Origin of the sequence: Pseudomonas frederiksbergensis (assembly GCF_900105495.1) — a bacterium.
In the GTDB taxonomy this organism is placed as follows: domain Bacteria; phylum Pseudomonadota; class Gammaproteobacteria; order Pseudomonadales; family Pseudomonadaceae; genus Aquipseudomonas; species Aquipseudomonas frederiksbergensis.
Map to the genome: position 1 here is coordinate 5,495,885 of NZ_FNTF01000002.1, position 18,957 is coordinate 5,514,841.

18 protein-coding genes are annotated in these 18,957 nt (G+C 57.9%); 10 read left to right on the top strand and 8 right to left on the bottom strand.

Annotation, left to right across the window (positions count from 1 at the left end; translation table 11 throughout):
• Positions 1-26: 26 nt before the first annotated feature.
• Positions 27-740, bottom strand: coding sequence for a UTRA domain-containing protein (locus tag BLW70_RS25820; protein WP_074878833.1), 714 nt, complete (start codon positions 738-740; stop codon positions 27-29).
• A gap of 349 nt (positions 741-1,089) precedes the next feature.
• On the opposite strand from BLW70_RS25820, the gene BLW70_RS25825 reads away from it, so the two are divergent.
• The 6 genes from BLW70_RS25825 to BLW70_RS25850 all read left to right on the top strand — a co-directional run bounded on the left by BLW70_RS25825 (position 1,090) and on the right by BLW70_RS25850 (position 6,446).
• Positions 1,090-2,157: an ABC transporter substrate-binding protein gene (locus tag BLW70_RS25825; RefSeq protein WP_074878835.1), complete on the top strand. Its 1,068-nt coding sequence runs from the start codon at positions 1,090-1,092 to the stop codon at positions 2,155-2,157.
• Between the two features lie 179 nt (positions 2,158-2,336).
• The gene (locus tag BLW70_RS25830; protein WP_074878838.1) at positions 2,337-3,143 is read left to right on the top strand and encodes an alkaline phosphatase family protein; all 807 of its coding nucleotides are present in this window, start codon (positions 2,337-2,339) and stop codon (positions 3,141-3,143) included.
• Between the two features lie 5 nt (positions 3,144-3,148).
• Positions 3,149-3,985: an ABC transporter permease gene (locus BLW70_RS25835; protein ID WP_162493977.1), complete on the top strand. Its 837-nt coding sequence runs from the start codon at positions 3,149-3,151 to the stop codon at positions 3,983-3,985.
• Positions 3,972-4,772 (top strand): ABC transporter permease, encoded by an 801-nt coding sequence (locus BLW70_RS25840; RefSeq protein ID WP_074878843.1) that lies wholly within the window; start codon positions 3,972-3,974, stop codon positions 4,770-4,772. The genes BLW70_RS25835 and BLW70_RS25840 overlap by 14 nt, the downstream gene beginning before the upstream one ends.
• Positions 4,769-5,758, top strand: coding sequence for an ABC transporter ATP-binding protein (locus tag BLW70_RS25845; RefSeq protein WP_074878845.1), 990 nt, complete (start codon positions 4,769-4,771; stop codon positions 5,756-5,758). The genes BLW70_RS25840 and BLW70_RS25845 overlap by 4 nt, the downstream gene beginning before the upstream one ends.
• A 34-nt stretch (positions 5,759-5,792) precedes the next feature.
• A complete protein-coding gene (locus tag BLW70_RS25850; protein WP_074878847.1) occupies positions 5,793-6,446 on the top strand; it encodes an HAD family hydrolase in 654 nt (217 codons plus the stop codon).
• A gap of 44 nt (positions 6,447-6,490) precedes the next feature.
• Here BLW70_RS25850 and BLW70_RS25855 read toward each other — a convergent pair whose 3' ends face one another.
• Positions 6,491-7,453 carry a zinc-binding dehydrogenase gene (locus tag BLW70_RS25855; RefSeq protein WP_074878849.1) on the bottom strand — a complete coding sequence of 321 codons (963 nt, stop codon included), beginning with the start codon at positions 7,451-7,453 and terminating at the stop codon, positions 6,491-6,493.
• A gap of 182 nt (positions 7,454-7,635) precedes the next feature.
• Here BLW70_RS25855 and BLW70_RS25860 point away from each other — a divergent pair, with 182 nt between their 5' ends.
• Together BLW70_RS25860 and BLW70_RS25865 are read left to right on the top strand one after the other, a co-directional pair.
• On the top strand, positions 7,636-9,717 hold the full coding sequence (locus BLW70_RS25860) for a carboxy terminal-processing peptidase (RefSeq protein WP_162493960.1): 2,082 nt from the start codon (positions 7,636-7,638) through the stop codon (positions 9,715-9,717).
• A gap of 149 nt (positions 9,718-9,866) precedes the next feature.
• Positions 9,867-11,657, top strand: coding sequence for a bifunctional diguanylate cyclase/phosphodiesterase (locus tag BLW70_RS25865; RefSeq protein WP_074878853.1), 1,791 nt, complete (start codon positions 9,867-9,869; stop codon positions 11,655-11,657).
• 13 nt (positions 11,658-11,670) lie between these two features.
• On the opposite strand, the gene BLW70_RS25870 is transcribed toward BLW70_RS25865, so the two are convergent.
• From BLW70_RS25870 to BLW70_RS25890, 5 genes are all read right to left on the bottom strand, one after another.
• On the bottom strand, positions 11,671-12,090 hold the full coding sequence (locus BLW70_RS25870) for an SEL1-like repeat protein (protein ID WP_074878855.1): 420 nt from the start codon (positions 12,088-12,090) through the stop codon (positions 11,671-11,673).
• Complete coding sequence (locus tag BLW70_RS25875) at positions 12,091-12,462, bottom strand: hypothetical protein (RefSeq protein ID WP_003223109.1); 372 nt, start codon at positions 12,460-12,462, stop codon at positions 12,091-12,093.
• The gene (locus BLW70_RS25880) at positions 12,459-12,800 is read right to left on the bottom strand and encodes a helix-turn-helix domain-containing protein (RefSeq protein WP_074880824.1); all 342 of its coding nucleotides are present in this window, start codon (positions 12,798-12,800) and stop codon (positions 12,459-12,461) included. Before BLW70_RS25880 ends, BLW70_RS25875 begins: the two co-directional genes overlap by 4 nt.
• Positions 12,801-12,909: 109 nt before the next feature.
• On the bottom strand, positions 12,910-13,365 hold the full coding sequence (locus BLW70_RS25885) for a YkvA family protein (protein WP_074878857.1): 456 nt from the start codon (positions 13,363-13,365) through the stop codon (positions 12,910-12,912).
• A 292-nt stretch (positions 13,366-13,657) separates the two neighbouring features.
• Positions 13,658-14,374: a BamJ family beta-barrel-assembly machinery protein gene (locus BLW70_RS25890; protein ID WP_074878858.1), complete on the bottom strand. Its 717-nt coding sequence runs from the start codon at positions 14,372-14,374 to the stop codon at positions 13,658-13,660.
• Positions 14,375-14,642: 268 nt separating this feature from the next.
• Between BLW70_RS25890 and BLW70_RS25895 the strand changes: the two genes are divergently transcribed.
• Complete coding sequence (locus BLW70_RS25895; RefSeq protein ID WP_074880828.1) at positions 14,643-16,451, top strand: di-heme-cytochrome C peroxidase; 1,809 nt, start codon at positions 14,643-14,645, stop codon at positions 16,449-16,451.
• The gene (locus BLW70_RS25900) at positions 16,448-17,578 is read left to right on the top strand and encodes a catalase family protein (RefSeq protein WP_074878860.1); all 1,131 of its coding nucleotides are present in this window, start codon (positions 16,448-16,450) and stop codon (positions 17,576-17,578) included. Before BLW70_RS25895 ends, BLW70_RS25900 begins: the two co-directional genes overlap by 4 nt.
• On the opposite strand, the gene BLW70_RS25905 is transcribed toward BLW70_RS25900, so the two are convergent.
• On the bottom strand, positions 17,579-18,946 hold the full coding sequence (locus BLW70_RS25905; RefSeq protein WP_139273423.1) for a hypothetical protein: 1,368 nt from the start codon (positions 18,944-18,946) through the stop codon (positions 17,579-17,581).
• Positions 18,947-18,957: the final 11 nt, after the last annotated feature.

The following is an 18,957-nucleotide window of genomic DNA, read 5'->3' on the forward strand; positions in this document are numbered from 1 at the left end:
AGAACCAAGGCCTGTGGCGGCCAGGCTCAGACCACATCAACCCCGACATGAATCGCATCGTGCCGCCAAAACTCCAGATCACAATCGATCAACCGTTCATGCTGATCGTAATTGACCCGAGCGATGCGCAACCCCGGGCTCCCCACCGACACCCGTAAAGCCGCCGCCGCATCCACCGACAACGCCGTCGGCACAATCTCGAAACGCACCCGCCCATAGTGCAAGTCGTAATGCCGGGCATACAGTTCGGTAATTGACTGATTCAGATCGAAGTCCAGAATCCCCGGAAAAAACTGCGGATTCAAATAGTGCTCCACATACAACACCAGCCGCCCATCTATCCGCCGCGCCCGGCAAATCTGAATCACGCTGGACAACGCCGGCAACTGCAACCAGGCACAGACCGCCGCCGACGCCGGTTGCAACCGCGCGGAAATCACCTCGGTGGACGGCACCCGCCCCTGTGCACTGACCATTGCGTGAAAGTGACTGCGCTGCATCAGGTTATAGGCCAGGCGCGGTGGCGATACGAACCAGCCACGGCGCTCCTCCCGATAAATCTGCCCCTGGGCTTCCAGTTGCAACAACGCTTCACGCACGGTGATCCGCGTGGTTGCGAACAACTCACTGAGCTTGCGCTCGGCCGGCAGTTTGCTCCCGGGCGCCAACAGGCCATGGTCGAGCTGTTCTTGCAGAACCTGCCCGATGGCTGTCACCGCTTTGGTTGTCTCGATGCGCATCAACGTTACCTATCTGGACTAGACCAGCACTGTTCCGGGGCGGAACCGCGATTCAAATCGGTTCCCTCAATTCCCGACAAGCCTAGGCACTGCTCATGACTGACAGATGACAAAGCCGCCGAACGGTTGCTCCAAACGCCTGCAATTTCACGGCCAAGTCCTTTTATATCAGCCTATTAGCCATGGTCTACGCTTACTCCGAAGCCTGAGCTTTGCAACTTGAAAAATATAGGCCGACCGGTCGTCGACATCAAAATGTCATCCGAGGCGCCTAAATTGGCTCAGGTATTGCTGACCTAGACCAACACAACCGCAATCGCAGCGTTGAAAACGCCCAAAGGAGCTTCGGATGAAACAGCTTTTCCTGGCCTCACTGTTAGGCTCGACCATTGCCATGTGTACCGCCGCGATGGCGGCTGATAGCGATTTGAAAACCCTCGAAGCCGCGGCGAAAGCGGAAGGTGAGGTCAACAGCGTCGGCATGCCCGACAACTGGGCCAACTGGAAAGGCACCTGGGATGACCTGGCCAAGAACTACGGCCTGAAACACATCGACACCGATATGAGCTCGGCCCAGGAAATCGCCAAGTTCGCCGCTGAAAAAGACAATGCCACTGCCGATATCGGTGATGTCGGTGCCGCGTTCGGTCCGATCGCGGTGAAGCAAGGCGTTGTGCAACCTTACAAGCCAAGCACCTGGGATCAGATCCCGAGCTGGGCCAAGGATAAGGACGGCAACTGGGCGCTCGCCTACACCGGCACCATCGCGTTCATCGTCAACAAAAAGCTGCTGCACGGTTCCGACGCTCCGACCAAATGGGCTGACCTCAAGGACGGCAAATACAAGGTTTCCATCGGTGATGTGAGCACCGCGGCCCAAGCCGCCAACGGTGTTCTGGCTGCCGCGCTCGCCAATGGTGGCAATGAGAAAAACCTCCAGCCGGCGCTGGATCTGTTTTCCGATATCGCCAAGCAAGGCCGCCTGTCGATGGCCAACCCGACAATTGCCACCATGGAAAAGGGTGAAATCGAAGTCGGCGTGGTCTGGGACTTCAACGGTCTGAGCTACAAGGCCAAAATGGCCAACCCGGATGACTACACCGTGCTGATTCCCTCCGATGGCTCGGTGATCTCTGGTTACACCACCATCATCAACAAGTACGCCAAGCACCCGAATGCCGCCAAGCTGACCCGCGAATACATTTTCAGCGACGCTGGCCAGATCAATCTGGCGCGCGGCAACGCCCGTCCGATCCGCGCCGAGCATCTGACTCTGCCGCCCGAGGTTCAGGCCCAGTTGCTGCCTAACGAGCAGTACAAAAAGGTCACGCCGATCAAAGACGCCGATGCATGGGAAAAGACCTCCAAAGCCCTTCCGCAGAAGTGGCAGGAAGAAGTCATCATCAACATGCCGTAACACGGTAGATCCCCATTCGGGGATCTGATGGAGATCCAATGTGGGAGCGAGCCTGCTCGCGATGAGGGACTGTCAGCCAACATCAATGTTGAATGTCAGACCGCTATCGCGAGCAGGCTCGCTCCCACAAAGGATTGGTTGCGTATTTGAATCATCTGTTTTGCGGAGTTCCAGCCCCTATGAAGCACAACGTCATCCTTGTCGTGCTCGACGGCCTCAATTACGAGGTCGCCCGTCACGCCATGGGGCACCTGCAGGCTTATGTCGGCGCAGGACGCGCGGCACTCTACAAACTGGAGTGCGAATTGCCGGCGCTGTCCCGACCGCTTTACGAGTGCATCCTGACCGGTGTCACCCCGATCGACAGTGGCATCGTTCACAACAACGTCTCGCGCCTGTCGAACCAGCGCAGCATCTATCACTACGCCAGCGATGCCGGCCTTGTCACCGCCGCCGCGGCCTATCACTGGGTCAGTGAGCTGTATAACCGTTCGCCGTTCGTGGCCGCGCGGGATCGTCACACCGACGACCTGGACCTGCCGATCCAGCACGGTCATTTCTACTGGAACGATCACTACCCGGACTCGCACCTGTTCGCCGACGCCGAAAACCTGCGCCTGCGTCATGCGCCGAATTTTTTACTGATCCATCCCATGAACATTGACGACGCCGGGCACAAGCACGGTCTCGACACCCCGCAGTACCGCAACAGCGCCCGTTCGGCCGACATAATTCTGGCCGATTACCTGCAAACCTGGCTCGACGCCGGGTATCAGGTGCTGGTGACCGCCGACCATGGCATGAACAACGATCGTTCCCACAACGGCCTGCTGCAGGAAGAACGCGAAGTACCGCTGTTCGTCCTCGGCGATGCTTTCAGCTTCAATGCCAACGCCGCACCGAAACAGACTGAAATCTGCGGCACTGTCTGTGAACTGCTGGGCGTGCCCCATGACAAACCTGTGTGCCGGGAGCTGCTCAAGTGAACACCATGACCCGCGGAAAATGGCTGGCAGCCTTGTGTCTGGTGCCTTTCGCATTGTTCTTTATCGTATTCCAGATCGCCCCGCTGACCTGGGTGATGATCAACAGCCTGCAATCGGAAGAGTTCGGCTGGGGCATTGCTAACTTCACCAGGATCTTCAATTCGAAGTTCTATCTGCAGGCGATCCAGTTCAGCCTCGAGATCAGTTTCTGGTCCAGCGTGTTCGGGATCATCATCGCGGTGCTCGGCGCCTATTCCCTGCGCCGGGTCGACTCGAAACTGCGCAACTTCGTCAACGCCTTCGCCAACATGACCAGCAACTTTGCCGGCGTGCCTTTGGCCTTCGCGTTCATCATCCTGCTGGGCTTCAACGGCAGCTTCACCATCATGCTCAAGCAGGCCGGGATCATTCAGGACTTCAACCTGTATTCGAAAACCGGGCTGATCATTCTCTACACCTACTTCCAGATTCCGCTCGGCGTGCTGCTGCTCTACCCGGCCTTTGATGCGTTGCGCGAAGACTGGCGCGAATCCGCCGCGTTGCTCGGCGCCAATGGCTGGCAGTTCTGGCGGCACATCGGTTTGCCCGTGCTGACCCCGGCGCTGCTCGGTACGTTTGTGATCCTGTTGGCCAACGCCTTGGGCGCCTACGCGACGGTGTACGCACTGACCACCGGCAACTTCAACGTGCTGCCGATCCGCATCGCGGCGATGGTTTCCGGCGACATTTCCCTGGACCCGAACCTGGCCAGTGCTCTGGCCGTGGTACTGGTGGCATTGATGACCCTGGTGACCATCGTGCATCAGTTGCTGTTGAAGAGGAGCTACCATGTCTCGCGCTGAACTGGGCCCCGTCGGGATCTATCACCGGGTGGTGGTGTATTTGCTATTTGCCATCCTGCTGCTGCCGTTACTCGGGACGCTGATTTACTCGATCTCCAGCAGTTGGTCGGCGACCATTCTGCCCAGTGGCTTTACCGTTAAATGGTACTTGGAGCTGTGGAGCGATCCGCGCTTTCTCCATTCGTTCGGCCAATCGCTGCTGGTCTGCGTCGGCTCGCTGATTCTGTCCGTGGTGCTGATTCTGCCGCTGCTGTTTGTGGTGCATTACCACTTCCCGAAACTCGATGCCCTGATGAACATCCTGATCCTGCTGCCCTTCGCGGTGCCGCCGGTGGTGTCGTCGGTGGGACTGTTGCAGCTTTACGGTTCCGGGCCATTCGCGATGGTCGGGACGCCGTGGATTCTGATCGGCTGCTACTTCACCGTGGCGCTGCCGTTCATGTACCGGGCAATCACCAATAACCTGCAGGCGATCAATCTGCGCGACCTGATGGACTCCGCTCAGTTGCTCGGTGCCAGCACCTGGCAAGCGGCGTTCCTGGTGGTGCTGCCAAACTTGCGCAAAGGTTTGATGGTGGCGTTGCTGCTGTCGTTCTCGTTCCTGTTCGGTGAGTTCGTGTTCGCCAACATCCTCGTCGGGACCCGCTTCGAAACCCTGCAGGTCTACCTCAACAACATGCGCAACAGCAGCGGCCACTTCACCAGTGCGCTGGTGATTTCCTATTTCTTCTTTGTGCTGGTTCTGACCTGGGCGGCCAATATTTTGAACAAGGACAAAAGCCAATGAGCTTCGTCAGCGTCCAACACCTACTGAAAAGCTACGCGGGCACCACGGTGTTCAGCGACATCAACTGTGAAATCCAGAAGGGTGAGTTCGTCACCCTCCTCGGCCCGTCCGGTTGCGGCAAGTCCACACTGCTACGCTGCATCGCCGGGCTGACCTCGGTGGATGGCGGCAAAATCCTGCTCGATGGCCAGGACCTCGTGCCGTTGAGCCCGCAAAAACGCGGGATTGGCATGGTGTTCCAGAGCTACGCGCTGTTTCCGAATATGACTGTCGAGCAGAACGTCGCCTTTGGTTTGCGCATGCAGAAGGTCAACGCCGACGACAGCCATAGGCGTGTTGCCGAAGTACTGAAACTGGTGGAACTCAATGACTTCGCCGCGCGTTATCCGCATCAACTGTCCGGCGGTCAATGCCAGCGAGTCGCCCTCGCCCGCTCGTTGGTGACCCGGCCTCGCCTGTTGCTGTTGGATGAACCGCTGTCGGCCCTGGATGCACGGATTCGCAAGCACTTGCGCGAACAGATCCGTCAGATCCAGCGCGAACTCGGCTTGACCACGATCTTCGTCACTCACGATCAGGAAGAAGCCCTGACCATGTCCGACCGGATTTTCTTGATGAATCAGGGAAAGATCGTACAAAGCGGCGACGCCCAGACCCTTTACACCGCCCCCATCGATCTCTTTGCCGCAGGTTTCATCGGCAACTACAACCTGCTGGACGCCGACAGCGCCACAAAACTGCTGCAGCGACCGATTACCCACCGCATCGCGATACGCCCGGAAGCCATCGAACTGAGCCTGAACGGCGAACTCGACGCACAAATCCGCAGCCACAGCCTGTTGGGCAACGTGATTCGCTACCGGGTCGAAGCTCGGGGCGTGGAATTGGTGGTGGATGTGCTGAACCGCTCGGCGGCCGATCTGCATCCCGATGGTCAGCGTCTGGCGCTTTCCATCGATCCGACGGCCCTGTGTGAGGTAGCCTGATGACTTTGCTGATGTTGAAGAGAGAACCGCACTGATGGCCCTGGCAATTTTTGATTTGGACGAAACCCTGATCCACGGCGACTGCGCCACCCTCTGGAGCGAACAAATGGGTCGCCTGGGCTGGGTCGATCCCGAGTCGTTCATGCGTCAGAACAATGAACTGATGGACGCCTACAGCCACGGCAAACTACGGATGGAGGAGTACATGACCTTCAGCCTGGAGCCGATGATCGGGCGCACCCCCGAAGAGGTCGACCATTTGGTAGGGCCTTGGGTGGAAGACTTCATCGAGCCGATCATTTTCAGTGACGCCACCAAAGCCATTGCCGCCCATCGCAAGGCCGGCGACCGGATTTTGGTGATTTCGGCGTCGGGCACGCACCTGGTCAGGCCGATTGCCGATCGTTTGGGCATTGACGAGATTCTCGGCATCGAACTGGAAGTGGCACATGGGGTGTATAGCGGCAACACCGTTGGCACGCTGACCTACCGCGAAGGCAAGATCACGCGGTTGCTGGAGTGGCTGGATGCGCAAGAGGAAAACCTCGAGGGCGCGAGCTTCTACTCCGACTCACGCAATGATTTGCCGTTGCTGCTGAAGGTGGATTTCCCACACGTGGTAAATCCCGATCCGGTGCTGCTTGAGCACGCAGAAAAAGCCGGCTGGCCAATTCATACCTGGAAGTAACCTCCTCGCCTGATCGTTCCCACGCTCTGCGTGGGAACGATCAATCAAACCAGGCTTTCGTCGATCACCAACACCAACTTTCCCGACACCTTGTTAGTCGCCAACTCCGCAAACGCCGCTTCGGCGTCCTTGATCGGGAAGGTCTTGGCCAATTGCGGGCTCAAACGCCCTTCGGCAAACAGCGGCCAGACATGTTGGCCGAGATCGCTGAACAGATCCGCCTTGAACTGTTCGTCACGACTGCGCAAGGTCGAACCCAGCAGTTGCACGCGCTTGGCCAGTACCTGTGCCAGATCCAGCTGCGCCTCACGACCGCCCATCAGGCCGATCAGCACCCAACGACCATCGAGCGCCACCAGTTTCAGATTCAACGCGGCGTAGCTGCCGCCCACCGGGTCGAGAATCACATCGAACGGCCCCAGGTCGCTCAAGCTATCCAGATCGCCGTTGCGCACGACCCCACCTTGAGCGCCCAACGCTTCGCAGTAAGCCAAACGCTCGGCGGAACCGACGCTGACCCAGCACGGGTTACCAAACGCCTTGCACAGCTGAATGGCAGCTGAACCGATTCCACTTGCGCCGGCGTGCAGGAGAACTTTCTCACCCGGCTTGAGCGCAGCCAGTTGAAACAAATTCAGCCAAACGGTCGCATACACTTCGGGCAGCGCTGCCGCCTCAGCCAGGGACAAACCTTCGGGAACCGGCAACACATGCCGTCCGTCGACAACTACCTCCTCGGCCATCCCGCCCCCGGCCAGCAAGGCGCAAACCCGATCCCCGACCTGCCAGGACGAGCCCGGCCCCACCTCGCTGATCACCCCCGAACACTCAAGACCCAGTACCTGACTGGCTCCCGGCGGTGGCGGATAAAGGCCCGCTTTCTGTAACAAATCGGCGCGATTGAGACCCGCTGCCGCCACTCGAATCCGAACTTGTCCTACATCGCATGTAGGACTGGGCTCTTCAAGCCACTCCACTCGACCTTCAACGCCTTGCAATGCTTTCACAGTGCCTCCATAGTGAGTCTGGACTGAGCCCGTAGCTGTAGCGCCGGGCTTTCTTGCATTATGCGACCGGCCCTGGGGTCTGTACGAAAGCTAACAGGCAGTTTCCATACAGAGACTAGTGGTACCGGCGACTTCAAAGACGGCCTAATATGCGTGATCAATTGTCCCCGCGTCGAATCAGCATGAAGCATTTTTTCCCCAGCACCGCCCTAGCCCTGTTCATTGGTATCGGTCTGCTGCCGATGTCGACCCATTCGTTTGCAGCCAACAGCTGGGACAAGCTTCAGCCTGATCGTGACGAAGTGATCGCCAGCCTGAACGTCGTCGAGTTGCTAAAGCGCCATCACTACAGCAAGCCGCCGCTCGATGACGCGCGTTCCGTGATCATCTATGACAGCTATATCAAACTGCTGGATCCGTCGCGCAGCTACTTCATGGCCAGCGATATTGCCGAATTCGACAGGTGGAAAACCCAGTTTGACGATTTCCTCAAAAGCGGCGACCTGAACGCCGGGTTCACCATCTACAAGCGCTACCTGGACCGCGTCAAGGCGCGTCTGGACTTCGCCCTTGCCGAGTTGAACAAAGGCGTCGACAAGATCGACTTCAACGCCAAGGAAACCTTGCAGGTCGATCGCAAGGACGCCCCATGGCTCAAGAACACCGCAGAACTCGACGACCTGTGGCGCAAACGCGTCAAGGACGAAGTCTTGCGGCAGAAGATCGCGGGCAAGGATTCCAAGCAGATTCAGGAAACCCTGACCAAGCGCTACAAGAATCAATTGGCGCGCCTGGACCAGACCCGTGCGGAAGATATCTTCCAGGCGTACATCAATACCTTCGCCATGTCCTACGACCCGCACACCAACTATCTGTCACCGGATAACGCGGAAAACTTCGACATCAACATGAGCCTGTCCCTCGAGGGCATTGGCGCCGTGTTGCAGAGCGACAACGACCAGGTGAAAGTCGTGCGTCTGGTGCCTGCCGGCCCGGCCGACAAGACCAAACAGGTCGCACCGGCCGACAAGATCATCGGCGTTGCCCAGGGCAACAAGGAAATGGTCGACGTGGTCGGCTGGCGCCTGGACGAAGTGGTCAAGTTGATCCGTGGGCCAAAAGGCACCGTGGTGCGCCTGGAAGTGATCCCCGCCAGCAATGCGCCGAACGACCAGACCAGCAAGATCGTCCCGATTACCCGCGAAGCGGTGAAGCTTGAAGACCAGGCCGTGAAGAAGTCGGTTCTCAACCTGAAACAGGACGGCAAGGACTACAAGCTCGGCGTCATCGAGATCCCGGCCTTCTACCTGGACTTCAAGGCCTTCCGTGCTGGCGATCCGGATTACAAGAGCACCACTCGCGACGTCAAGAAACTGCTGACCGAGTTGCAGAAAGACAAGGTCGACGGCGTGGTCATCGATCTGCGCAACAACGGCGGCGGTTCCTTGCAGGAAGCCACCGAGCTGACCAGTCTGTTCATCGACAAAGGCCCGACCGTTCTCGTGCGTAATGCCGATGGCCGGGTCGATGTGCTGGAAGATGAAAACCCGGGTGCCTTCTACAAAGGCCCGATGGCGTTGCTGGTCAACCGCTTGTCTGCCTCGGCTTCGGAAATTTTTGCCGGCGCCATGCAGGACTACCACCGCGCGTTGATCATCGGCGGCCAGACCTTCGGTAAAGGCACCGTGCAAACCATTCAGCCGCTGAACCATGGCGAACTGAAACTGACGCTGGCCAAGTTCTACCGGGTTTCCGGCCAGAGCACCCAGCATCAGGGCGTACTGCCGGACATCGATTACCCGTCGATCATCGACACCAAGGAAATCGGTGAAAGCGCACTGCCTGAAGCCATGCCGTGGGACACCATCCGCGCGGCCATCAAGCCTGCGGTCGACCCCTTCAAGCCGTACATTTCGCAGCTCAAGTCCGAGCATGACGTACGCTCGGCCAAGGACGCAGAGTTCGTATTCATCCGCGACAAACTGGCCCTGGCGCAAAAACTGATGACGGAAAAAACCGTCAGTCTCAATGAAGCTGATCGTCGTGCACAACACGCCGATATCGAAGCCAAGCAACTTGCCATGGAAAATATCCGTCGCAAGGCCAAGGGTGAAGAGCCGCTCAAAGAGCTGAAGAAAGAAGACGAAGACGCAATTGCGGCCGAGACAGACAAGACCAAACCAGAAGACGATGCCTACCTGAGCGAGACCGGGCGGATTCTGTTGGACTATTTGAAACTCAATACCGCAGTAGCCAAGCACTAAATGGTTACACGCAAGATGATGGCAATTTAATGCTGACGCTCCCCGGAGCGTCATCAAACAGTCATCATTCTGTCGTGAAATAAAGGACTGGGAGCCCCTCTTCATCGAAGAGAGTGCTCCCGGTCCTTTTTTTATCGCCAGAGAAAGCCATGACCACCACAGAACAGCTGAGTGCCTTGAGTTTCATACTGACTCAAAGCGGTTTGCACAGCTTGTTCCAGCCGATCATTTCCCTCTCCGAGCGACGTATTGTCGGTTACGAAGCCCTCAGTCGCGGCCCCTCCAACAGTCCGCTGCACTCTCCCCTCGCGCTGTTCGCCGTTGCCCGTCAGGCAGGCCGGTTGAGCGAGCTGGAAATCGCTTGCCGTCAAAGCGCCTGCCGACGTTTCAATGAGCAGCAACTACCCGGCAAACTGTTCCTCAACGTTTCCCCTGAATCCCTGCTCGAAGCCGCCCACCAACCCGGGCGCACCCTGCAACTGCTGCAGGATTTCGGCATACCGCCGAGTCAGGTGGTAATCGAACTGACCGAACAGACCCCGACCGACGATTTCGAGCTGTTGCAAACCGCTCTGCATCACTATCGAGCGATGGGTTTTTCCATAGCTCTGGATGATCTGGGCGCAGGCTATTCAAGTTTGCGCCTGTGGTCTGAATTGCGTCCGGACTACGTGAAGATTGATCGACACTTCATCGACGGCATTCACCAGGACGCCCTCAAGCGCGAATTTGTCGGCTCGATCCTGCAAATTGCCAAGGCCTCGCGGGCGCAAGTGATCGCCGAAGGTATCGAGCTGCCAGAAGAGCTCGCGGTGCTGACCGAGATGGGCGTTGATCTGGTCCAGGGTTATCTGCTCTGCCGGCCTCAGGAACATCCGCCTCGTGATGCCCGAGCCCTGATGCCCAAACGGGAAAGCACAGCGATAGCGTTGAATGATGAAGTCAGTGACCTTAGCGCTTTGCTTAACGACCAACCGGCAGTGGGTCGCGATACCCCGACCGCCACCGTCCTGGAAGCCTTTCGTCGCCAGGCCAACCTGAACTCCCTGGCGGTGCTCGACGAGCAAGGCCAGCCCTGTGGCATCGTCCACCGGCATTCGCTCTCCGATGCACTGCTCAAGCCTTTTGCCACCGACCTGTTCGCCCGTAAACCGATCAGCCGCTTAATGAGTGATGACTTCCTCGCCGTTGAGATGAGTCAGTCGTTGCAACAAGTGAGTCGCCTGATCACCAGCCGCGCGCGACAGCGCATCGAAGAAGACTTCATCATCACCCTCAACGGTGGTTACCTGGGACTGGGCCGGGTGATCAACGTACTCAAGCTGATTACCGAACTGAAGATCCAGCAAGCCCGTTACGCCAACCCGCTGACCCTGCTGCCGGGCAACGTGCCGATCCAGCAATGCCTGTCGCGAGTGCTGCAACAGCAACGGGAGTCGGTGATCTGCTACGTCGACATCGACAGTTTCAAACCCTTCAACGACATCTATGGCTACGGCCGTGGGGATGAAGTCCTGCTGTGCCTGGCGCAATGCCTGAATGATCGCGTCGACCCTTCCCGCGACTTTGTCGGCCATATCGGCGGCGATGACTTCCTGCTGGTACTCGGCCCGGAAGACTGGCGCAAACGCTTGAACCAGTTACTGGACGACTTCCAGAGCCAATGCCGACGCTTTTATCGCAGTGAACACCTGGAAGCCGGCTGCTTCATCGCGCCAAACCGTCAGGGTGTGCGCCAGGAGTTTGCGTTGTTGTCACTGTCGATTGGCGTGGTGCATTTACATCCACAGGCCTGTGGACAACTCGATGCAAGCCAGTTGGCGGAGATGGCATCGCAGGCCAAGCATCACGCGAAGAATATGCCAGGGTATAGCGTGCATGTGATCGATAGTCTGGGGGTGCCAGCAGCCGAAGAAGAATTGCTCGTCGGGCAGCGGTGATTGATCTGCCAACTCAGATCGAGGGCGGTGCCTCGGAACCGCGAGCCGCCAACTCTTTCAGTTTAAGTTCGGCCAACGGATGCCCTGCTTTGGCGGCGATCTCCCAAAACCGCGCAGCTTCAACCGCATCCGGTGCCTTGCTCGGCGTTCCCGCCAGGCTGATCACACCCACCTGATACGCTGCTTTGCCATCCCCCGCCAACGCCGCCAGGCGCAGCAATCGAACACCTTCCTCACGAGCCCCAAGGCCCACGCCGCGAAAGGTCAGGATGTGGCCATAGAAGCTCTGGGCGCCAACATCACCCAGGTTCGCCATGCGTGCGAACTGGCCTTCGAGCCAGCTCCAGCCACGCGGCTGACGCACAAACCATGACCAGTGAAACAAGCGGCGAGCCAGCCAGTAGCTGGCCCGCGCCTTGAGTTTTAAAAACACTCAGGCCTCCGCCGATTCCGGGTACTCGTATTCGAACACCCGCACCACTTCCGAGGCATGCCAGGACGCTGCGGCCACCCCGTCGGACGGCCCGGAGAAACGCCCCAGACGCTCGACACATTCAAAGAATCCGGTGCGCGGCAGGCGGCTGGCGCCCTGGCTGATCACCAGCGAACTGCGCAATGGCTGCTCGGCCTTGGCGTCCAGCGCGGCCAAGTGCTCAAGGGCGGCGGTCAAGGTTTGCATGGCCGGTGTGGGTAATTGCAAACGTTCAAGTAACGCTCGGTATGTCAGAAGATGACGCTGGCGCCGTGCCTGATCCAGTTCGCCTAGCAACCCGTCCCAATGTTGACGACTGATGCGTACGCTCACGATTCATCCCTCCACCCTGGCACCGTCAATTCCCAGGCCAGGCTGCGGCGAATCGCAGCGTCGGGTAGACGCTCGCCACTTTCGATCAAGGCCAGATAAGACGGGCTGATGCCTACCGTGCGGGCCAACGCCTCGATGGCGATGCCCTTCCCTTCGCGCAAACTGCGTAATTGATCCAGCCCCGGAAGAATCTGGTCTGGTGTTGCCGCCGGACGCTCTGGGGCGACCCGAGGCGGTTGTTCATTGATGCCTGCTGCTTTCAGTAGAGCCTGATACTGAGCCCATGGAAGAACCGCATACTCGGGCTCTCCTTCGCGTGTAATTATCTGAATATCCATGACTACCCCGTAGGACAACAACACTTAGCGAGTCGGCACTTTTCCCTAGAAGTGTAATCCTAACAGCGGCCAAGGTCGCGGGGGTATCAATGGATGAGACTGAATCAGTTCAGTTTTTTTTCGGACCCTGAAGTTGAAGTTGCTCCGGCGTATCGGGCAGGCGTTCGACCACCGCAAGCTTTTCCGGTAACTGACGCTTGCGCCAGGCGCGGAAGGCGTTGAGTTCATCGTCGAGAACCTTCATCAGCCAAGCCAGCACGGCAATGTCATCGAGCATGCCGAACACTGGAATGAAGTCCGGCAAGGCATCCAGCGGACTGAGGAAATACATCAGGCCTGCCACCACCGATATCAGCGCTTTGGGGCTGATGGACCGATACTCGCCGCGCCAGTAAGCCAGGCAGAGTGCCTGCAACAGGCGTAGATCATCCTTGATCTTGCCCAGCCGATTACCTTGGCTGGCACCTTTGCTGGCTACGGCGAAGAGCAAGGTCGGCAAACGTCCGCGCGCAAGCAGGCGTCCAGCCAAAGGCAGGAAACGAGCGAAATTCCAGGGCGTTTTCATCATTTCTCCCGCTGAAATGTTATCCACACAAATTGTGGATAACCTTGTGAACAGAGCTGCATTTCATGGCTGAAAGCCCCGATTCATAAGGGCCTGACTCAGATCGGGCGTTTTTTACTCACATAAAAAAACCCAAGATTTCATTGACTTGGCGCTTTGGCGCGGCTAGCGCGGGCGCCCTCAATGGCTAAGACTCCAGCCTATAGCATCCGTTCGCTTTGTTTACCTTCGCCGAACGCCAGATGCAACAACGCCCCGCATAAGCGAGGCGTTGTTTTTAAAGCAGACGCTGTTACTTGGCAGGAGCGTCTTGTTTCGCCGGATCCTTGATTGCCAGCAGTTCCAGGTCGAATACCAGCACCGAATTGGCTGGAATCGCCGGGCTTGGGCTTTGGGCGCCGTAAGCCAGTTCGCTAGGGATGTACAGTTTGTACTTCTCGCCAACGTGCATCAGTTGCAGGCCTTCGACCCAACCCGGAATCACACCGCTGACCGGCAGATCGATCGGGCTGCCACGCTCGACGGAACTGTCGAAAACGGTGCCATTGGTCAGGGTGCCGGTGTAGTGAACGGTCACTACGTCAGTCGGCTTAGGCTGTGCGCCATCGGCTTTCTTGACCACTTCATACTGCAGGCCCGAAGCGGTGGTGGTTACACCGGCTTTCTTGGCGTTGTCTTCGAGGAATTTCTTGCCGGCAGCTGCCGACTCTTCGCTCATTTTGGCCATACGCTCTTCGGCACGCTTTTGCAGTGCAGCGAAGGCTTCGACCAGTTCGTCATCCTTCAGCTTCTGTTCTTTCTTGCCGACGGCATCTTCAATGCCCTGGGCTACGGCTTTGGAGTCCAGATCATCCATGCCTTCCTGAGCCAGGCTCTTGCCCATGTTCAGGCCAATCCCGTAGGAAGCTTTTTGCGCCGGGGTTTTCAGCTCTACGCTGGTCTGCGAATCACAACCCGCAAGTACCAGGCCAACCAGGGCCACCGCCGCCGCCAACCGATGCTGTTTCATGCTATTTCCTTGTTCATGCGCCTAAAGGGCAATCGAGTAAAGCCGCGAGCTTATCAGGCCGCCACGACCAATGGCTACCGGCATGAGAGCAGGAAACTTCTGATAAGTTCAGGTGTTTTAACGCATTTGGGGAATGGGCGGATGAAGGTTCTGTCATCTTGCGCTCGCAAGAACCGATAGCAGAACCCCCGCATCTGGCGTAATGGCCTCTTGCCGCACTTCAGTTGCTGAGGCATAAGGGAGCTTCAAATCAACAAGGATGTCCATCTTGCGCCTCTTCTTTCGCTTGCTGGTTCTGTTCGCAATCCTGCTGGGGCTGGGCCTCGCTGTGGTTCTGTACTACGTCGCCAACCCGAAACTGCCGGCCTGGTCCCCCGCGCAGCAAGTGCATTATCTGGAGCAATGGAGCGCCAGCGATCGCGAGACTTATTACTTCACGCCCCAGGGCACTCAGGTCAAAGGCTTGCGCTATGACTGGTTCAAGGCCCTCGAATTACCGTTCTCGCAACAGCGATTCGCCGCCCCCGAATACCTCGCCCGCTTTGGCTTCCTGATCGACCCCAGCCAGAAACCCACATTGAACAACCCTGGCAATCTGCCCGTGGGTTTTGCCCGGCATCAGAACCCTGGAAGCCAGGACGAGTTTCTGGACATTACCTGCGCTGCCTGCCACACCGGGGAACTGCGCTTTAACGGCCAGGCCGTGCGCATCGATGGCGGTTCGGCACAGCACGTTCTGCCCTCCAGCGTTCCTACATTGCGCGGCGGTAGTTTCGGACAAGCGCTGGTAGCGAGCCTGACGTCGACTTATTACAACCCATGGAAATTCGAGCGTTTCGCTCGCAACGTATTGGGCCAGGACTACGATGCCCGGCATCAACAACTGCGCAAAGACTTCAAAGTCTCTCTCGACACCTTCTTGAAAGTGGCCTGGAACGACACCCATCGCGGGCTCTATCCCACCGAAGAAGGCCCCGGTCGCACCGACGCTTTCGGGCGCATTGCCAACGCCAGTTTCGGCGATGCGATTTCCCCCGCCAACTACCGTGTGGCCAACGCTCCGGTCGACTATCCGCAACTGTGGGACATGTGGACCTTCGACTGGGTGCAATGGAACGGTTCGGCGCAGCAACCGATGGCCCGTAACATCGGCGAGGCCCTGGGAGTGGGCGCCACGCTGAGTTTCTTCGAAGCTGACGGCCAGCCGCTTAAAGGAGACGACCGTTATCCGTCCAGTGTCCGCTTGCGCGATCTGCACCTGATCGAACAAACCCTGCAACGGCTCAAACCACCGGCCTGGCCGGAAGCACTGCTGGGCGCCATCGACAAAACCCAGGCCGCAAAGGGTCGTGAGTTATTCACCGAGAACTGCGCCGGCTGCCATGTACCTCGAACGGTCCAAAGTGACGGGCGCTGGGTGCAACATTTGAAAATGCTGCCCGTGGAGTTCATCGGCACCGACCCGGGCGCGGCCAACAACATTGCCGACCATCGCTTCGACCTCAGCGCCTTGCAATGGGACCCGGCAGAGTTGGCGCAACTGGATGTGCAATTGCAGCCGACGCCCACTGAATCGCTGGATTTGAGCAAGCTCTCATCGGCTAAGGGGTTGGCCTACGTCACCGCTTTCGTCGGAAACCGGGCCTACCGTGACGCAAACATTCCTGCGGCCGAACGACCGGACATGGATGGTTTCGGCCTGCCGATTGGCGTGCGCGAATTGCGCGCCTACAAGGCGCGACCATTGGCGGGAGTCTGGGCAACCGCACCGTTTCTGCATAACGGTTCGGTGCCGAGCCTTTATCAGTTGCTCTCACCCCAGGATGAACGCGCAACCACCTTCTACAAAGGCACTTTCGAGTACGACCCCCGGCACCTCGGCTATCGCACCGAGGCCTTCACCAATGGCTTCATGTTCGACACACGCATCACCGGCAATCACAACAGTGGCCACGAATTCCGCGCAGGCAAGCGTGGTGACGGCGTCATCGGTCGCCTGCTGCAACCAGAAGAGCGCTGGGCGCTGCTGGAGTATCTGAAAGTGTTGGGCGGCCCATTAGAGGCACAATTGCCATGAGCAGACTCTGGATGCGTTTTGGCACCTTTCTCGGCAAAACCCTGCTGTGGTTGCTGGGCTTGGGATTGCTCGCCTGGGCACTTGCCGCCGCGTGGTTCGCCTGGCAGCACCGCGGCCCTGTCTCGGCTGAAGAACTGATTCCCGATGGTGAATCAGCGATGACCCGAGACATCATCCAGACGGCCGTACGCATCGTCGATCAGCATCGTGAAAACACCCGCTACCTGCGCGACGCCCATGCCAAGGCCCATGGCTGCGTGAAGGCCGAGGTTCAGGTGCTGCCGGATCTGGCGGGCGAACTGCGTCAGGGGGTATTCAACGAACCCGGCAAAACCTGGCAAGCGACGATACGGCTGTCCAACGGCAATGCGTATCCGCAATTCGACAGCATCCGCGATGCCCGGGGCATGGCAATCAAATTGCTCGATGTGCCTGGCAAACAGTTGCTGAGCGATCGCCAAGGGCACAGTGAACAGGACTTCGTGATGTTCAACCATCCGAACTTCTTTGTCAGCGATGTCGCTGAGTATCGTCAGAATGTGGCGGCTCAGGCTGATGGCAAAAAGGCGATGGCGTTCTTCCCGGGTTGGGACCCGCGCACGTGGCAAGTCCGCCATCTGTTTATCGCGTTGGCGACGCTCTCCCCTGCCCCGGCAAGCCCGACGCAGACCACTTACTTTTCGGTTTCGCCGTACAAGTTCGGTGAAGCCAACGCTAAATTCCGCGTGGCCCCGGATCCTGATAGCTGCCCGGTCTACACGCTGCCCACGCAAAATCAGAACCTGCCGAACTTCCTGCGCACTGCGCTGAACCAGCAGCTGTCGACCGACCGGGTGCCAGCCTGTTTCGTACTGCAGATACAGCGCCAGGATCCGACCAAATACATGCCGATCGAAGACACCAGTATTGAGTGGCAGCAACGCGATGCTCCGTTCGAGACCGTGGCGCGGATCAAAGTACCCGCCCAGGACTTCGATACACCTGCGCTGAACATGCAATGCGATAACCAGTCGTTCAACCCGTGGTTTGGCCTTGAGGCTCATCGCCCCATTGGCGGCATCAACCGGTTACGCAAAGCCGTGTATGAAGCAGTCAGCGACTACCGCCACAGCCGTAATAGTGAGTAATCATTGCGGCGCCTCCGGGTCGACGGAGACGACGGTCGTGGAGACAGTAACCTTACCGGCTTGCGGCCAGACTTTACTCGTATAAAGGACACCCAAGGCCCCGGCAGCCGCCACCAAATCAACGTACGCCCTCGGACGCAGCGCTCCCGTCGTTATGCTCTGCTCAATGTCTTGTTGTCCATTGGTATACAGGTCCAGCTTCGCCATCAGTTCTATCACTTTCTCGGACTCAGGCTTGGCAAAACGCAGTACCGCCCCATCGGGCGTGCACAAAAACAAGCGATGATGAGGTGCCATGACAACCCGGTTCAGGCCGACCCGCAGGTCCGCGGGAGAGAAGAAGTTTTTATAAAGCTCGACGTCTGTGGGGGGCAGTCGATTTGTCGGGAGAGGGTTCACCGATTGGTAGAAACCGTGAACCCGAAATGTTTCCGGGAGGATTGGATTACCGTGGCGATCCTTTGGGAAGAGAGCTTCCCGATTGAACGAGGCGTAATCACATGCAATAGGGAGGGTGACGACAAAAACTTCCTGCGTTTTATGCTTGAGTACGATGCCCACCTGCTGCTGCGTGGACGATAACGTTTGCATTTTCGTATGAAGATACCGGGCAACTTCCCTGGCATCCTTAAGGATTGGCCCACAAACCGGCATCCGCCTGATCGGCGGATTTTGCTGCAGCATGTCTTTCCGCCAACTGGCTTTCAGCTCGCCCCTTTTCCTCCAAAGACTGCCTGGTACCACTGTGACCACCTCCCCGGCGGCTACAGCCAACAAAACCAGAATGCTGCCTGGCACTTCACCTCGTTCATACAAGCTCTCGAAGGATTGAAGCCTGCCATCGGGCTTTCTTCCAAGCTGGCGTGACAACTCCTGCTCGAACTCTGTGTCTTTTGAGGTGTAAGAAAGCAGACCGCCACTTCCAGATACGTAACATCTGGAAAATTTTCGACGCCGGGTCATTACTTCGAAAAGATCGGAAACTGAAAAGAACAGCTTTCGCTGGATCCACTCTACGTTGCTTTCCTCCAGACCTCTGACCATGTCGACATGGGAAAGCAAGCGCGCCTGGAGGGTGTATCCGGCCGGAACCTCCAGCGCACCATTTGCACTTACGGATACGACTAACGGAAATTTGGGTTCTTTTTGTGTATCAGCACTTTCTTCGCCGTGCATCACCTCGGTGGCGCAAAGAAAGTGACCTTCCTCGTTTTTGAGCATGAATCCTGAGAACTCGACGCCTTGTTGACCTTTCAACGACTCGTGCAAAAAAGCAGCGGCGTCATCGCAGGTTACGAAAACCGGATTCGGAAGGAACGAGTCGGGAGTGGAGGACGAAACAACAACTTCAGGAGGGGTGGACTTCATGATTACAGCCT

Coding starts and splice junctions, on each gene's coding strand:
- BLW70_RS25820 (WP_074878833.1), bottom strand. CDS start 740: ATGCGCATCGAGACAACCAAAGCGGTGACAGCCATCGGGCAGGTTCTG.
- BLW70_RS25825 (WP_074878835.1), top strand. CDS start 1,090: ATGAAACAGCTTTTCCTGGCCTCACTGTTAGGCTCGACCATTGCCATG.
- BLW70_RS25830 (WP_074878838.1), top strand. CDS start 2,337: ATGAAGCACAACGTCATCCTTGTCGTGCTCGACGGCCTCAATTACGAG.
- BLW70_RS25835 (WP_162493977.1), top strand. CDS start 3,149: ATGACCCGCGGAAAATGGCTGGCAGCCTTGTGTCTGGTGCCTTTCGCA.
- BLW70_RS25840 (WP_074878843.1), top strand. CDS start 3,972: ATGTCTCGCGCTGAACTGGGCCCCGTCGGGATCTATCACCGGGTGGTG.
- BLW70_RS25845 (WP_074878845.1), top strand. CDS start 4,769: ATGAGCTTCGTCAGCGTCCAACACCTACTGAAAAGCTACGCGGGCACC.
- BLW70_RS25850 (WP_074878847.1), top strand. CDS start 5,793: ATGGCCCTGGCAATTTTTGATTTGGACGAAACCCTGATCCACGGCGAC.
- BLW70_RS25860 (WP_162493960.1), top strand. CDS start 7,636: ATGAAGCATTTTTTCCCCAGCACCGCCCTAGCCCTGTTCATTGGTATC.
- BLW70_RS25865 (WP_074878853.1), top strand. CDS start 9,867: ATGACCACCACAGAACAGCTGAGTGCCTTGAGTTTCATACTGACTCAA.
- BLW70_RS25880 (WP_074880824.1), bottom strand. CDS start 12,800: ATGGATATTCAGATAATTACACGCGAAGGAGAGCCCGAGTATGCGGTT.
- BLW70_RS25885 (WP_074878857.1), bottom strand. CDS start 13,365: ATGAAAACGCCCTGGAATTTCGCTCGTTTCCTGCCTTTGGCTGGACGC.
- BLW70_RS25890 (WP_074878858.1), bottom strand. CDS start 14,374: ATGAAACAGCATCGGTTGGCGGCGGCGGTGGCCCTGGTTGGCCTGGTA.
- BLW70_RS25900 (WP_074878860.1), top strand. CDS start 16,448: ATGAGCAGACTCTGGATGCGTTTTGGCACCTTTCTCGGCAAAACCCTG.
- BLW70_RS25905 (WP_139273423.1), bottom strand. CDS start 18,946: ATGAAGTCCACCCCTCCTGAAGTTGTTGTTTCGTCCTCCACTCCCGAC.